This is a genomic window from Modestobacter sp. SYSU DS0657 (assembly GCF_054050925.1).
The window spans coordinates 13,626-27,821 of sequence record NZ_JBJHAG010000006.1 but is presented as its reverse complement, the minus strand read 5'-3'; the positions used below and the strand labels follow the sequence as shown (position 1 = coordinate 27,821).

Annotated in this window: 14 protein-coding genes; 6 read left to right on the top strand and 8 right to left on the bottom strand. The window is 76.4% G+C overall.

Annotation, left to right across the window (positions count from 1 at the left end; genetic code table 11):
* Window positions 1–25 precede the first annotated feature (25 nt).
* The 3 genes from ACI79A_RS05885 to ACI79A_RS05875 all read left to right on the top strand — a co-directional run bounded on the left by ACI79A_RS05885 (window position 26) and on the right by ACI79A_RS05875 (window position 2,928).
* Window positions 26–697 carry a CDP-alcohol phosphatidyltransferase family protein gene (locus ACI79A_RS05885; RefSeq protein WP_457080928.1) on the top strand — a complete coding sequence of 224 codons (672 nt, stop codon included), beginning with the start codon at window positions 26–28 and terminating at the stop codon, window positions 695–697.
* A gap of 31 nt (window positions 698–728) precedes the next feature.
* The gene (locus tag ACI79A_RS05880) at window positions 729–1,841 is read left to right on the top strand and encodes a serpin family protein (RefSeq protein WP_457080926.1); all 1,113 of its coding nucleotides are present in this window, start codon (window positions 729–731) and stop codon (window positions 1,839–1,841) included.
* A gap of 109 nt (window positions 1,842–1,950) precedes the next feature.
* A complete protein-coding gene (locus ACI79A_RS05875) occupies window positions 1,951–2,928 on the top strand; it encodes a carbohydrate kinase family protein (RefSeq protein WP_457080924.1) in 978 nt (325 codons plus the stop codon).
* Between the two features lie 2 nt (window positions 2,929–2,930).
* On the opposite strand, the gene ACI79A_RS05870 is transcribed toward ACI79A_RS05875, so the two are convergent.
* The 7 genes from ACI79A_RS05870 to ACI79A_RS05840 all read right to left on the bottom strand — a co-directional run bounded on the left by ACI79A_RS05870 (window position 2,931) and on the right by ACI79A_RS05840 (window position 8,957).
* Entirely contained in the window at window positions 2,931–3,587 is a 657-nt protein-coding gene (locus ACI79A_RS05870) for a flavin reductase family protein (protein WP_457080922.1), read from the bottom strand.
* 31 nt (window positions 3,588–3,618) lie between these two features.
* On the bottom strand, window positions 3,619–4,179 hold the full coding sequence (locus ACI79A_RS05865; protein WP_457081155.1) for a peroxiredoxin family protein: 561 nt from the start codon (window positions 4,177–4,179) through the stop codon (window positions 3,619–3,621).
* 117 nt (window positions 4,180–4,296) lie between these two features.
* On the bottom strand, window positions 4,297–5,430 hold the full coding sequence (locus ACI79A_RS05860) for a glycosyltransferase (protein WP_457080920.1): 1,134 nt from the start codon (window positions 5,428–5,430) through the stop codon (window positions 4,297–4,299).
* The gene (locus ACI79A_RS05855) at window positions 5,427–6,230 is read right to left on the bottom strand and encodes a carotenoid biosynthesis protein (RefSeq protein WP_457080918.1); all 804 of its coding nucleotides are present in this window, start codon (window positions 6,228–6,230) and stop codon (window positions 5,427–5,429) included. Before ACI79A_RS05855 ends, ACI79A_RS05860 begins: the two co-directional genes overlap by 4 nt.
* On the bottom strand, window positions 6,227–7,825 hold the full coding sequence (locus tag ACI79A_RS05850; protein WP_457081153.1) for a phytoene desaturase family protein: 1,599 nt from the start codon (window positions 7,823–7,825) through the stop codon (window positions 6,227–6,229). The genes ACI79A_RS05855 and ACI79A_RS05850 overlap by 4 nt, the downstream gene beginning before the upstream one ends.
* A 32-nt stretch (window positions 7,826–7,857) precedes the next feature.
* Window positions 7,858–8,439, bottom strand: coding sequence for a GNAT family N-acetyltransferase (locus ACI79A_RS05845; protein ID WP_457080916.1), 582 nt, complete (start codon window positions 8,437–8,439; stop codon window positions 7,858–7,860).
* Entirely contained in the window at window positions 8,436–8,957 is a 522-nt protein-coding gene (locus ACI79A_RS05840) for a YbaK/EbsC family protein (RefSeq protein ID WP_457080914.1), read from the bottom strand. The genes ACI79A_RS05845 and ACI79A_RS05840 overlap by 4 nt, the downstream gene beginning before the upstream one ends.
* A 286-nt stretch (window positions 8,958–9,243) precedes the next feature.
* On the opposite strand from ACI79A_RS05840, the gene ACI79A_RS05835 reads away from it, so the two are divergent.
* Genes ACI79A_RS05835 through ACI79A_RS05825 form a run of 3 tightly spaced genes read left to right on the top strand, consistent with a single transcriptional unit; the run spans window position 9,244 to window position 13,840 of the window.
* Window positions 9,244–9,567: a DUF6504 family protein gene (locus ACI79A_RS05835; protein ID WP_457080912.1), complete on the top strand. Its 324-nt coding sequence runs from the start codon at window positions 9,244–9,246 to the stop codon at window positions 9,565–9,567.
* Window positions 9,567–10,082 carry an SAV_6107 family HEPN domain-containing protein gene (locus ACI79A_RS05830; RefSeq protein WP_457080910.1) on the top strand — a complete coding sequence of 172 codons (516 nt, stop codon included), beginning with the start codon at window positions 9,567–9,569 and terminating at the stop codon, window positions 10,080–10,082. Before ACI79A_RS05835 ends, ACI79A_RS05830 begins: the two co-directional genes overlap by 1 nt.
* Window positions 10,079–13,840, top strand: a complete 3,762-nt coding sequence (locus tag ACI79A_RS05825) for a DNA polymerase III subunit alpha (RefSeq protein WP_457080908.1) — start codon at window positions 10,079–10,081, stop codon at window positions 13,838–13,840. Before ACI79A_RS05830 ends, ACI79A_RS05825 begins: the two co-directional genes overlap by 4 nt.
* Before the next feature lie 93 nt (window positions 13,841–13,933).
* On the opposite strand, the gene ACI79A_RS05820 is transcribed toward ACI79A_RS05825, so the two are convergent.
* Window positions 13,934–14,140, bottom strand: a complete 207-nt coding sequence (locus ACI79A_RS05820) for a hypothetical protein (protein ID WP_457080906.1) — start codon at window positions 14,138–14,140, stop codon at window positions 13,934–13,936.
* Window positions 14,141–14,196: the final 56 nt, after the last annotated feature.

The following is a 14,196-nucleotide window of genomic DNA, read 5'->3' as shown; positions in this document are numbered from 1 at the left end:
GCCCGCATCGTGGTGGACTGCACGGGTGCTGAGCCGCGAGGAGTACCTCATCGCGTGGTCCCGCTGGCACGGCGGCACCGACCCGGCAGCCAGCCGGCTGGTGCGTGGCTGGCTCTCCCTGGCCTACACGCTGGCCGTGCCGCTGGCCCGGGTCTCGCCGCTGGCGGCGACCGCGCTGGGGCTGATCGTGGCGGGGGCGGCGGTGCCGGCGGCGGCCGCCGGCGGGCTCTGGCTGATCGCGGCCGGGCTGCTGGTCGGCCTGTCCGGGCTGCTGGACTCCCTCGACGGTGCGCTGGCGATCGCCGGTGGGCGCGCCTCGCGGCGGGGCTTCGTGCTGGACTCCGTCGTCGACCGGCTCACCGAGGTCGCCTACGCGCTGGCGCTGTGGGTCGCCGGGGCGCCGGGCTGGTTGGCCGTGGCCTTCGGGGCGCTGTGCTGGTTGCCGGACTATCTGCGCGCCCGTGCCGGGCAGGCCGGGGTGAGCGAGACCGGGGCGATCTCGGTGTGGGAGCGGCCCACCCGGGTGGCGATGGCCGGGTTCACCCTGGGTGGCGCCGGGGTGGTCGCGGCGCTGGCCTCCCCGGCCGTGGTCGTCGGCATCGGCACCGGCGTGGGGTGCCTGCTCGGCCTCGTCGGCACCGGGCAGCTCGGTGTCCAGCTGCGCCGGGCGCTGGGGGAGGAGCCCGCGGGGCCTTGACCAGGCCCGGCAGATGCGACTCACTGCGCGCATGCCCACGACGACCGGCGTCCCCGACGTCGCCGCTGCCCAGACCTCCTTCGGGCTGGACCTGCTGCGCACGGTGGCGGCCCGCCGCCCCGACGAGAACGCGCTGCTGTCCCCGGCGTCCGCCGCCCAGGCGCTGGGCCTGCTCTACCCGGGGCTCACCGCCGACCGGGCGGCACGGCTCGGCGCCCTGCTGCGGCTGCCACCGTGGTCGCCGCAACTGGCCGCCGCCCTCGCCGAGCACACCGCCGCGCTCGCCGCGCTGCGTGCCGACCGCGGCGACGCGGCGGAGAGCCGGGACGCGCTGCAGGTGAGCAACCGGCTGTGGGCCGCCACTGGGTACCGCGTCGACCCGTCCCACGTCACCGCGGCGCGCAGCGCCTTCGCCGCCGAGCTGGGCAGGCTCGACTTCCAGGCCGATCCCGCGGGCGCGACCGAGCGGATCAACGCCGCGGTCGCCGAGGACACCGGAGGCCTCATCCGCAGCCTGTTCGACCAGCCGCTGGACCGGGACACCGTGCTCGCGCTCACCAACGCGGTGCACCTGCGGGCCCGCTGGGCCAGCCGGTTCACCCGCACCGCCCCGGCGCCGTTCGCCGCGCCGTCCGGGACGGTGGAGGTGTCCATGATGTCCGGCGCCTCGGGTACCGCCCGCGCCGTCGCCGGCTGGCAGTCGGTCGAGCTGCCCTACCGCGACGGCACGCTGACCGCGGTCGCGCTGCTCCCACCCGAGGGCACCGACCCGGCCACCCTCGACGAGCGGGTGCTCGCCGCGGTGGCCGAGGCAGCTCCCCAGCGCGTCGACGTCCGGCTGCCCCGCCTGCGGATCGAGCAGACCCACGACCTGCTCGATCCGCTGGTCGAGCAGGGCCTGCCCGTGCAGGTGCCCGAGCTGGGGGCGGACGCGCGGATCGACCGGGTCGTGCAGAAGACGGTGCTGGACGTGGACCAGGACGGCACCGTGGCCGCCGCGGCCACGGGCGTCACCGTCGTCGCCGTCTCGTTCCGGGCGCCGCTGCCGGAGATCGTCCTCGACCGGCCCTTCCTGCTGCTGCTCACCGACACCGCCACCCGGACGCCGTTGTTCCTCGCCCTGGTCCGGGACCCCTCGCGCTGACCCGGCCGGGGGAGGGCGCCGGGCGGGGCCGGCCCCGGGCTCCTACGCTGGCCGGGCACCGCGGACGCCGCGGGTCGTGCCCCGCCGTCCAGCAGGAAGCAGTTGCGCCATGCCCGTCGTCGTGACCGGATCCATCGCCACCGACCACCTGATGACCTTCCCCGGCCGGTTCGCCGACCAGTTCGTCGAGGGGAAGATGCAGAACGTCTCGCTGTCCTTCCTCGTCGACGACCTGGTGCAGCACCGCGGCGGCGCCGGCGCCAACATGGCCTACGGCCTGGCGCTGCTCGGCCAGCGGCCGGCGCTGGTCGGCGCCGTCGGCGGGGACTTCGCCGACTACGACGCCTGGCTGACCCGGCACGGGGTCGACACCGGCAGCGTGCACTGGTCCGAGCTCAAGCACACCGCCCGGTTCACCTGCACCACCGACGCGGCGAACAACCAGATCGCGTCCTTCTACTCCGGCGCGATGAGCGAGGCCTCGCTGATCGAGCTGGCGCCCGTGGTCGACCGGATCGGCGGGGTCGACCTGGTCGTCGTCGGCCCCAACGACCCGACGGCGATGGTGCAGCACACGCAGGAGTGCCGGCAGCGGGGCTTCCCCTTCCTCGCCGACCCCTCCCAGCAGCTGGCCTGGGCCGACGGGGAGATGATCCGCGAGCTGGTCGACGGCGCGGAGCTGCTGTTCACCAACGAGTACGAGCACGCGCTGCTGCTGCAGAAGACCGGCTGGGACGACGCCGAGGTGCTCGCCCGGGTCGGTGCCTGGGTGACCACCCGGGCGGCCAGCGGGGTGCGGGTGGAGCAGGCCGGGCAGGCCCCGATCGAGGTGATCGCCGTCCCGGAGACCAAGCCGGTCGAGCCCACCGGTGGCGGCGACGCGCTGCGCGCCGGCTTCGTCGCGGCCCGGCAGTGGGGGCTGGGCCTGGAGCGCTGCCTGCAGGTCGGCTCCGCGGTGGCGACGGCGGCCGTCGAGGTGATCGGCACCCAGGAGTACTCGCTGCCCAAGGCGGACTTCCTGGCCCGCTTCACCGACGCCTTCGGTGCCGACGCCGCCGCGGAGGTCGCCCCGCACCTGCCGGGCTGAGTTCAGCCGCCGCGCAGGCGCTGGCCGATGGCCGGGTCCGCGGTCCAGTCGCGGTAGGGGATCCGGCGGATCGAGCGGACCTCGCCGATCGTCGACCACTCGTCGCCGCCCAGGCGGGCCAGCGGGCGCAGGTGCTCGATCCGGGGCCGACCGTCCTCGACGGCGGCCTCCGCGACGGCGATGTTGACCACCCGGCCGAACACGACGGTGCTGTCACCCAGCCGGAGGGTGGCGTGCAGCAGGCACTCCACCGCCACCGGCGACTGCGCCACCCGGGGCACGCCGACCACCCGGCTGGGCTCGAGCCGCACGCCGGTCTGCTCGGCCTCGCCGGTGTCCGGCGGGAAGTCCGTGCCGGTGGCGTTGACCTGCTCGAACAGCGGTTCGGGCGTCAGGCTGACGGTGAACTCGCCGGTCTCCTCGACGTTGCGCAGCGAGTCCTTGCGGCCCACCGAGGTGAACTGCACGACCGGCGGCTGCACGCTGGCGACCGTGTAGAAGGAGTGCGGCGCGAGGTTGTGCACGCCGGACGCCGAGCGGGTGCAGACCCAGGCGATCGGCCGGGGGACCACGACCGAGTTGAGCACCCGGTAGAAGGCCCCGGTCGCCATCTCGATGGGGTCGAAGTGCACCCGCGGGGAACTGCTCTGCTCGGTCACCCGGTCATCCTCGCGCCCGGCCGCTCGTGGCTCAGCTCGGGCCCTGGTGCTCCGGTGGGTGCTCGGCGCGCCAGGCGTCGAAGGCAGCGAGGAACGACTCGGCCATCCGCTGCTCGGTGACCAGCTGGTCCCGGTCCCGGTCGTCGACCATCCGCTGGCTCAGCGCCATGGTGTTGAACCGGATCGCCCGGAAGTACGGGATGAACGACCGGGGCCGGAACGCCCGCTCCGACGGCCGGGGGGCCACGCCGGCCGGGGCCCAGGCGGGGGGCTCGGGCAGCGACGGCAGCTGCAGGGCCTCGACCGCGGCGAGCACCGGCTCGTCGTCGGTGCGGTCGGTGAAGTCCCGGGACAGCTCCCGGAACACCTCGCGGCCGTCCGGGGCCAGGACGACGACGAGCGGCCGGAAGATCGACGCGTCGGCGTCCCACGCGTCCAGGGGCTTGGCCAGCTGCTCTCCGTCGGGGTCGCCGGCCCACCGGAACGGCAGGTGCCACGTCCGGTTCATGGCCAGCTGGACCTCCGGCGGATCGACCGAGGCGAGCACCACCTCCGCACCGGCGGCGGAGAAGCGGGACGAGGACCGGGCCAGGCGGACCGCCTGGGCGCAGCAGTAGGGCTACCAGTCGCCGCGCAGACCGACCAGGACGAGCGCGGCGCGAGCGTCGGCGCGCAGGGTGAGCAGGTCGCTGGTGTCCATCTGCTCAGGCTAGGGGCGGGGAGGGATCGCCGCTGGGCGCTCGGCCGGGCAGCCGGTCACCGGCCGGCCCCGCCACTGCAGCGTCCCCCGACGGCGCTCGATCAGCGACCGGGCGACCAGCACGTCGAGCAGGGCGATCGACAGCGGGTGCGCCAGGGCGTCGGGCCACGCCCGGCTGCCCGTGCGGGCGGCGACGACGGCCCGCCCGGCCACCCCGGCGGCGTAGCCGACCGCCCCGGCCCGGGAACCGGTGAGCGCGGCCAGCGGGGGGACCAGCCACACCGCGGTCAGCCCGACGGCGGCGGCTCCGGCGGCCACCGGCCGCCCGCCGACGGCCGACCACAGCGACTTGGCGTACCCGGCCCGGACCTCCGGCCAGCCGCGGTACATCCGGCAGGCGGCCAGCGTCGAGCCGTCGACGACGACGCCGCGGCCACCGGCGGCCTTCACCGCGCGCAGCAGCGCGACGTCCTCGATCACCTCGCCGCGCACCGCCGCGTGCCCACCGGCCCGGTCGTAGGCGGCCCGCCGGACCACCAGGAACTGCCCGTTGGCCGCCACCAGCGACGGCCGGCCGGACCGCTCCGCCGCGCGCAGCGGGAGCAGGGTGGCCCACAGCCACTGCTGGAGCGGCTGCACCAGCCGCTCGGCCGCGCTGCCGGCCAGCTGCCGGGGCCAGGGGGAGACCAGGTCCAGCCAGGCCTCGTCCAGCAGCGCCACCGCGGCCGCGACCGCATCGGGCATCAGCCGGACGTCGGCGTCGAGGAAGACCAGCACGTCGGCGTCGCCGGCGGCCGCCGCGCCCTGCGCGCAGGCGTTCGACTTGCCCAGCCAGCCCGGCGCGGGCGGGGTCGCGCGGAGCAGGGTGACCCGGTCGTCGGCGGGCACCCGCTCGGCGGTGCCGTCGGTCGACCCGTCGTCGACGACCACCACCGCCAGCTCCGGCACCCCGCGCTGGTCGAGCACCGCGGCCAGGCAGTCGGCGACCTGGTCGGCCTCGTCGCGGACCGGCAGCACGACGGTGACCCGGCGGGCGACCGGCGGGGGGACCGCCGGCGGGCGGCGCAGCAGCCGGGTGTTGACCGCGGCGTGCACGGCGCCGAGCACGGAGAGGCCGGCGCAGGCCCGGACGAGCCGGCTCACCGGCGGGCCTGCACGGCGACGGCGGCGAGCACCGGCAGCGCCAGCAGCACGCCCCACAGCGCGGAGCCCGGCAGGCCGAGCCACCCGGCGTGCGCCAGCGCCCCGCCCAGGGTCATCCAGGCCAGCACCAGCAGCGGCGCGGCGTCGCCGGTGCGGCGGGGGCGCGCGGTGCGCGTGACCAGCAGGTCCAGCAGGGTCATGAGCACCAGCCCGGCCAGCAGCCAGCCGCCCAGGTTGGTCAGCGGCACCGTGTCGATCCCGGGCAGGCCCGGCTCGGGGTGGGCCCAGCGCCAGTAGCCGGCCTGCACCAGCTGCGGGTCGAGGACGACGTCCCAGGCGGCGAAGACGTAGGCGGCCAGCAGCACCCGGACGACCCGGGGGTGCTGGAGCCGTCGGGTCAGCCAGGCGGCCAGCACCCAGCTGGGCCAGGCCATCATCAGCCAGGCCAGCGGTACCAGGAACGGCACCCCGAGCAGGGTCGGCCCCAGCACGTCGCTGTAGGCGTACTCGCCGTAGGGGAAGCCGGTGGCCAGCCCGAGCGCCTCGAACAGCACCGCCACGGCGCCCACGAGCACCAGCACGCCCAGCCCGGTGCGCCAGCCGCGGCTCACCGTCGCCGCGCTGACCGAGACCCCGGTCCCCAGGAGCACGATCGTCCAGCTGATCGCGTCGCGGGCGTCGCCGTCGGTGAGCGGGTAGGCGATCGCGGTGGCGACCACGCCGGCCGCCAGCGCCCAGGGCAGCCAGGGCACCGGCGCCCGGTCAGCGGCCGGGGACGTGCGGGTGGCCGTGCCGGTCACCGCCGCGCACCCCGCAGGCGTGCCGTGGCGAGGGTGCGCAGCCGGGCGGCCGGCCGCCGGTCGGCGAGCACCACCCGGGCGGCGGTGCGCCCGGAGTTCCCGGAGACCCCGCCGCCGGGGTGGGTGGAGGCCCCGGCGAGGTAGAGCCCGGCCAGGCCCGGCACCCGGTGCCCGGAGAGCGCGGGGGTGGGGCGGAAGCCGAACATGCTCGCCAGGCCCATCTCCACGTGCATGACGTTGCCACGCAGCAGGGACAGTTCCTGCTCCAGCTTCAACGGCGTCTGCACGTACAGCCGCTGTACCGAGTCGGCGAAGCCCGGGGCGTACCGGTCGACCGCGGCGATGAGCTGCTGGGCGGCCCGGTCGGCGATCTTGTCCCAGTCCGACCCGTCGGCGAGCTCGTAGGGGTACCACTGCCCCCAGATGGTCACCACGTGCTGGCCGGGCGGGGCCAGCGTCGGGTCGCTCGCGGAGAAGGACATCGCCAGCGGTACCGGTTCCCGGGGCAGTTCGCCGGCCAGCCAGTCGCCGTGCGCGCGGGCGAGCTGGGCCCGGTCGGTGCACAGCAGTTGCAGTCCCTGCAACGCCTCGTCGCCTGCGCCGGGGTAGCGGGGGAGGGCGTCGGTCTGCGCGCGCAGGACCAGGCCGAAGCCGTTGCCCACCGGTGGCTCGGCGGCGGCCAGCGCCGGCGGTGCGTCGTCCCCGGCGAGGGCCTTGGTGGCCAGCACGTGGCAGGCGGCGACGACCGTGTCGGCCCGGATCCGCCGGCCCGACTCGGTCAGCACACCGGTCACCCGGCCGTCGTCGACCAGCAGCCGGGTCGCGCCGTCGCCGAGGGTGACCCGCCCGCCGTCGGCGGCCAGCCGTGCGGCCAGCGCCTCGGTGAGCCCGCCGGAGCCGCCCACCGGGTGCCCCGGCGGGACGTCGTGCAGCAGCGCGACCCACGCGACCATCGCCGCCGTGCCCGGCTCGGACATCGGGGGCCCGGACTGGGCGCCGAACCAGGCCAGCGCCGCCTTGAGCCGCTCGCTGGTGAACCACCGGTCCAGCAGGGCGTCGCCGGAGCCGAGGAAGTCGGTGGCGATCTCCCCGCCCGGGGTGCGCGGCTGGCCGCGCCGCGGCGCGCCGACCGGCCAGAGGTGCCGGACCAGCCGGCTCATCGCCGGGCGGTCGCCGAACGCCTTGACGACGGCGGCGCTGCGTGGCCCCCAGACCTCGACGAACCGGCGGTAGGCGGCGGCGTCGGCATCCCCGCAGGCCGCCGCGATCGAGGCGCAGGTGGCGTCCAGGTCGACGGAGAACACCAGGGGACGGCCGTCGGGACCCGGGTCACCGGGCACCGGGGCGGGGGCGAAACCCCACGGGTCGCAGTCGACGTAGCGCAGCCCGAAGCGCTCGAGCTCGAGCTCCTCGACCACGCCGCTGTGCCGGATGATCACGTGCGCGCTGGACCCGCGGTCGACCCGCACCCCGGGCCAGCGCTCGACGGTGGAGACCGCGCCGCCGAGCACCTCGTCGCGCTCCACCACCTCCACGCGGAGGCCGGCGCGGGCCAGGTGGCAGGCGGCGACCAGGCCGTTGTGCCCGGAGCCGATGACGACGGCGTCGACGGCGCTGTCGGTGCTGATCAGGCCCTCCGGGCAGCCGGGGTGAGCGGGAGGCGGGCGCCGAGGATGGCGAAGGGCCGGGAGTCGCCCGGGAAGTGGTAGCCGCGGGCCAGGTCGACGAAGCCGTCGGCGTGGTAGAGCCGGAACGCCTTGGTGTCGGTGTCCGGGGTGCTCAGCAGCGCGGCCGGGTAGGGCAGGCCGGCCACCAGCGCGTGCAGCAGCTGGCGGCCGATGCCCCGGCTCTGGTGCTCGGGCAGCACGTGCAGCTCGCACACCTCGAAGGCACCGGGCAGCCACTGCTTGGCGGTGCGCCGGTCCAGCGCGTTGCGCACCTGGTCGTGCCACCACTGGCCCGGCTCGACCAGGTAGCCGTAGCCGAAGCCGACCAGCTGCTCGGCGGTGTCGTCACCCTCGGCGAACGCGCCGACGGCGCGGAAGCCGGGGCGCTCGGTGTGCTGGACGGCGTAGCCGTAGCGGCCGGCGACGACGGACTCGCCGTAGCCCATCGCGGCGCCGTAGACGGCCAGCGCCTCGTGCAGGTGCTCGCGCAGCCAGCCGGCCGGGAGCTCGGTGACCCGGGTGGCGGGGGTGGTGCCGGTCATCGGAGGCCCTCCTGGGGGACCGCGGGCCCGGGGCCGACCTCGGCGGCCGTGCCGGCGGTGAGCTGCAGCAGCTCGTCGTAGGTGGTGGGGAAGACGGCGTGCGGGTGGCCGGCCGCGGCCCACACCGTGGAGTACCGGGCGAGCTCGACGTCGACCAGGGTGCCGATCGGCGCGGGGTGCCCGACCGGGGCGACCCCGCCGATGGCCTGCCCGGTGTGCTCGCGGACGAACGCCGGGGTCGCCCGGGCGAGCGACGGCACGCCGAGCAGATCGGCCACCAGCGCCTCGTCGACCCGGTGCGCCCCGCTGGTCAGCACCAGCACCGGGTGCCCGCCGGCGTCGAACACCAGGCTGTTGGCGATCGCGCCGACCGGGACGTCGAGCGCGGCGGCGGCGGCCGCGGCCGTGCGGGCGCTGTCGGGCAGCAGGCGGACCTCGCCCGGGGCGCCGGCGGCGCGCAGCGCTCGCACGACCTCGGCGACCCGGGGGTGGTGCGGGGTCTCCTCCGCTGCGGTCATGCCGGCGATCCTCCCACCGCCGGCCGGGACGTGCGCCACCGGTGATCAGCCGGCGGTGGCTGCCCGCGTAGGCCGGCCGATCGGGTGCGCCACTCGAGTGCAGCCGCTGTAACGACACGGACAGGACACGCCCGCTCCGGCTTGACGCCCCTCGACGGGTCCGGTCTACTCATCGGTGTTCGAACACGTGTTCGAACACCGGTCGCACACCCTGTCCGGCGCCCTCCGGGGCGCTTCCCCGCCGGGCAGGTGCGGGGCCGGTGGGGGCGAGAGGCGGGAGTCTGTCATGAGCCGGGTGCTCGTCGGGGCCGGTGGCCGCGTCGGTGAAGAGGTCCAGGTCGAGCGGGGAGCCGAGGGGCCGGCGCAGTTCTGGCGCGGTTCGACCCGCTACGTGGTGGGGGAGCTGCTCGACTCCTGGGTGGAGACCTCCCCCTGGTGGCAGACCGGCACCGGGCCGGGGGGCGCGTCGGCGGAGCTGGTGGCCACCCGTCAGGTGTGGCGGGTGGAGGCGGTCCGGGCCGGCCGGTCCCGGATGAGCTTCGCCGGGGTGTTCGACCTGTCCTGGGAGCCTGCGGACAACCAGTGGCTGCTCGTCCGGGTGCACGACTGATGGGCGCCGCCCGGGCCCTCCCGGCCGCCGCCGACGGGCAGCTCCCGTTGCTCCCGCCGCTGCCGGCCGCCGCCGCCCAGTTGCTCGGCCAGGCCCACCGCGGGCTGGCCGAGGCTGCCAGCAGCCCCGATGCGGCCTGGCGGTACGCGACCGCCCACCTGGCCGCCCTGCGTGCCGCGGCGGCCGTGCTGGCCGCCCGCACCCGGCCCGAGGCCGGGCGGCGCCGTCCGCGCAGCGCCTGGGTGCTGATCGGTCAGGTCGCCCCCGAGCTGACGGAGTGGGCGGCGTTCTTCGCCGCCGGGGCGGCCAAGCGCGCCGCCGCCGAGGCGGGGCTTTCGCACGCGGTCACCGAACGGGAGGCCGACGACCTCGTCCGGGACGTCGGCACGTTCCTCGGCGTCGTCGAGACCACGATCAGCCGCCCGGCACCGGCGGCGCCCGCACGCCTGCGCGCGGTCGACCCCGGCTCCCGCCGGCGCGGCCCGGGTCGTCCCGGCTCAGGCCCCGCCTCGTGAGCGACCCCTTCGTCCACCTGCACGTCGCCTCCGGGTACTCGATGCGCCACGGCGCCAACCACCCGGCCGACCTGGTGGCCCGGGCCGCCGAGCACGGCATGGGGGCGCTCGCGCTGACCGACCGCGACGGCCTCTACGGCGCGGTCAAGTTCGCGCTGGCCTGCCGGTCGGCCGGCATCCGGCCGCTGTTCGGCGTCGACCTCGCCGTCGACCCCGTCGCCGGCGGCGAGCCGGGGGAGACCGGGCGGGTCCGCTCGGCGGAGCTGCACCGGGCGCAGCACCCCGCGGGCCGCCGGTCGCCGGCCCGCGGCGGAGCCAGCGTCGACCCCCGGCTGCCCCGGGTCACCTTCCTGGCCCGCGACGGCGCCGGCTGGCGCTCGCTGTGCCGGCTGACCAGCGCCACCCACCTGGGCGGCACCCGCGGCGAACCGGTCAGCTCGCTGGCCCTGGCCGGGGAGCACGCCGCGGGGCTGCTGGCGGTGCTCGGCCCCGACTCGTCGGTGGGCCGGGCCCTGGCCGCCGGCAACGCCGACCTCGCCCGCGCCCGGCTGGCCGCCTGGCGCGCGGTCCTCGACGGCGGGGAGGGTGGCGGAGGGCTGGTGCTCGAGGTCGTGCACCACCGCGGCCGGGGCGACCGGGCGCGCGCCCAGGCGATGCTGCGGCTGGCGGCCGAGACCGGCGTGCCGGCGGTGCTCACCAACGCGGTGCGCTACGTCGACGCGCTCGACGCCCCCACCGCCGACGTCCTCGACGCCGCCCGCCGGCTGGTCCCGCTGGGGCAGCGGCACGTCGACCGGCGGACCGCCGAGGGCTACCTGAAGTCGGGCAAGGAGATGGCCGAGCTCGCCGCGGAGCTGGCCGGGCCCGACCGGGACGCGGCGCTGCGGCTGCTGGAGACCACCGCCCGGGTCGCCGAGCAGTGCGCCGTCGACGTCCGCGCCGACCTGGGGATCGGCAGCGTCCGCTACCCCGAGCTCGACGTGGTCACCACCGCCGCCGAGCGGGGGATGGGCCCCTCGCAGGTGCTGCGGGCCCGCTGCGAGGCGGGCTTCGGCCGGCGGGCGATGACCCCCACCGCTGCGGTGCGCGAGCGGCTGGCCGACGAGCTGGCGGTGATCGACTCCCTCGGCTACCCCTCCTACTTCCTCACCGTCGCCGACGTGGTCGCCCTGATCAAGGGCCTGCGGGTGCGGGCGGCGGCCCGGGGATCGGGCGCCGGCAGCCTGGTCACCTACCTGCTGGGCATCTCCGACGTCGACCCGATCCGCTACGGCCTGCTGATGGAGCGCTTCCTCTCCCCGCTGCGCCACCAGCTGCCCGACATCGACATCGACGTGGAGTCCGCCCGGCGGATGGAGGTCTACGACGCGGTGATCGAGCGCTTCGGCGCCGACCGGGTCAGCTGCATCTCGATGATGGACACCTACCGGGTGCGGCACGCCATCCGCGACGTCGGGGCAGCCCTCGGGCTGCCCCCGGCCGAGATCGACGCGGTGGCCAAGGCGTTCCCGCACATCCGGGCCGACCAGGTGCACGCGGCGCTGCGCGACCTGCCGGAGCTGCGGGCCAGCCGGCTGGGCTCCAAGCGGTCGGGCGGCTCCGGCGATCTCGACCTGCTCTTCGACCTGGTCGCCCGGCTCGACGGGCTGCCCCGGCACATCGCCCTGCACCCGTGCGGGGTGCTGCTGTCCGACGCCACGCTGCTGGACCGCACCCCGGTGGAGAGCAGCTACCTGGGCTACCCGATGAGCCAGTTCGACAAGGACGACGTCGAGGAGCTCGGGCTGCTCAAGCTCGACCTGCTGGGCATCCGGATGCAGTCGGCGATCGCCCACGCGATGGACGAGGTGGCCCGGGTCGACGGGCAGCAGGTCGACATCGACGCCGTCCCGCGCGACGACCCGGCCACCTTCGAGCTGATCCGCAGCACCCGGACGCTGGGGATGTTCCAGATCGAGTCCCCCGGGCAGCGGGAGCTGGTCGGCAAGTTCGCACCCGCCACCTTCGAGGACCTCATCGTCGACATCTCGCTGTTCCGGCCCGGCCCGGTCAAGAGCGACATGGTCACCCCGTTCCTGCTGGCCCGGAACGGCTGGCGCGACCCGGAGTACCTGCACCCCGCGCTGAAGCCTGCGCTGGAGCAGACCGCCGGGGTGGTGGTCTTCCACGAGCAGGTGCTGATGGTCGTCGCGGCGATGACCGGCTGCTCGCTGGCCGAGGCCGACGAGGTGCGCCGGGCCCTGGGGGAGAAGGACGCCCACCCGGAGGTGAAGGCCTGGTTCGCCCCGCGCGCGCTGGCCGAGGGCTTCCCCGTCGCGGTGGTCGAGCAGGTGTGGGAGGTGCTGGTCGCCTTCGGCTCCTTCGGGTTCTGCAAGGCGCACGCCGCGGCGTTCGCGCTGCCCACCTACCAGTCGGCCTGGCTGAAGACCCACCACACCGCGGCGTTCCTGGCCGGGGTGCTCACCCACGACCCGGGGATGTACCCCAAGCGGCTGATCCTCGACGACGCCCGCAACTTCGGGGTGCGCGTGCTCGGCCTGGACGTCAACGCCTCCACCGGGGCCTACCAGGTGGAGCGCGTGGACGGCGACCGGGACGACGAGAGCGATGCCGGGGCGGCGGGGTGGCAGCGGCCGGAGTGGATGCCCGCGTCGATGCCCGCCCCCGCGCGGTACGGCATCCGGCTGTCGCTGGCCGACGTCAAGGGCATCGACGACGACGAGGTGGGCCGGATCGTCGCCGGGCAGCCGTACCGCTCGCTGGCCGACTTCTGGACCCGGGCGAACGTGTCCCGGCCGGTGGTGGAGCGGCTGGTCCTCGCCGGGGGCTTCGACTCGGTCTACGGCTTCGGGGTGCGCGACAGCGAGGCCGGCCGGCCCGCCCGCCGGCGCCAGCAGCTGACCCGCCGCGACCTGCTGCTGCAGATCGGCGAGCTGGACCGGTGGAGCCGCAGCGGTCGGAAGGCCGGCAGCACCGGCCAGCTCGGGCTGGACCTGTTCGGGCTGGAGGACGTCGGCGGGGAGCCCGGGGGAGAGGGTGCCGGCGGGGACGGCGGGCCGCCGGAGTTCGTCCCCTCCGGCCTGCCGGAGTTCACCGACGCCGAACGGGTGCGCGCCGAACTGGAGGTGCTGGGGCTGGACGCCAGCCGGCACGTCATCGACTTCTACCGGCCGTTCCTCACCGCGCTCGGCGCGGTCCCGGCCGGGGAGCTGCTCGGCTGCCGGAGCGGGTCGGAGGTGCTGGTGGCCGGGGTGAAGGTGGCCACCCAGACCCCACCGATCAGGTCCGGCCGGCGGGTGGTGTTCGTGACCCTCGACGACGGCACCGGCTGCGCGGACTCGACCTTCTTCGAGGACGCCCAGGGCCCCTACGCCGGCACGGTCTTCCACTCGTGGCTGCTGGTGGTCCGCGGGGTGCTGCGGCGCACCGGCCCACGTGGGGTGTCCCTGCGCGCGACCGGGGCCTGGGAGCTCCCCGCGCTGCACGAGGCGTGGGAGACCGGCGGGCCGGCCGCGGTGGCGGAGCTGATGGCGGCCCCGGGGGAGTACACCGAGCAGGCGATCGCCGGGGCGGCGGCCTCGCACGGCTCACGGCCGGTGGTGGTGCGGCCGGTGCTGGTGCACCCGACCGGGTTCCGGATGTCGCCCTATGCCGACATCAGGCCGGCCGGCGACGACGCCGCGACCGCGGCCCGCCGGGCAGCGGCAGCGCCACCGCGGAAGCTGTGGCACTCCAGCCCCGGCAGCTCGGGGCGATGAAGAAGGACCCCACCGCCCCCCGCCGCTCGCACGCTCGCGGCGGGACCCTGCGGCGGGGCCGACGGGTCCGGTGGGCTGCGCCGGGGTGCTTCTTCAGGCGGGGGCCCAGGCCAGCAGCAGGCGCCAGCGCTCGCCCTCCTGGCGGTGCACCTGGAAGTCGCGGCGGCCACCGAAGCGGGGCTCGGGTCGCGGGTAGTCCTCCGCCCGGGACATCGCGAAGACCCTGGCGTCCTCGTCGCAGTCCGCGGTGAACGTGTCGGTCGGGTGCCCGTACCCGTCCATCAGTCGGTAGCTCGGCATGGCGGGACGGTAGAGAAGGACACCGGCACGTGCCCGGCAGGCGCGCGAACCGGAGG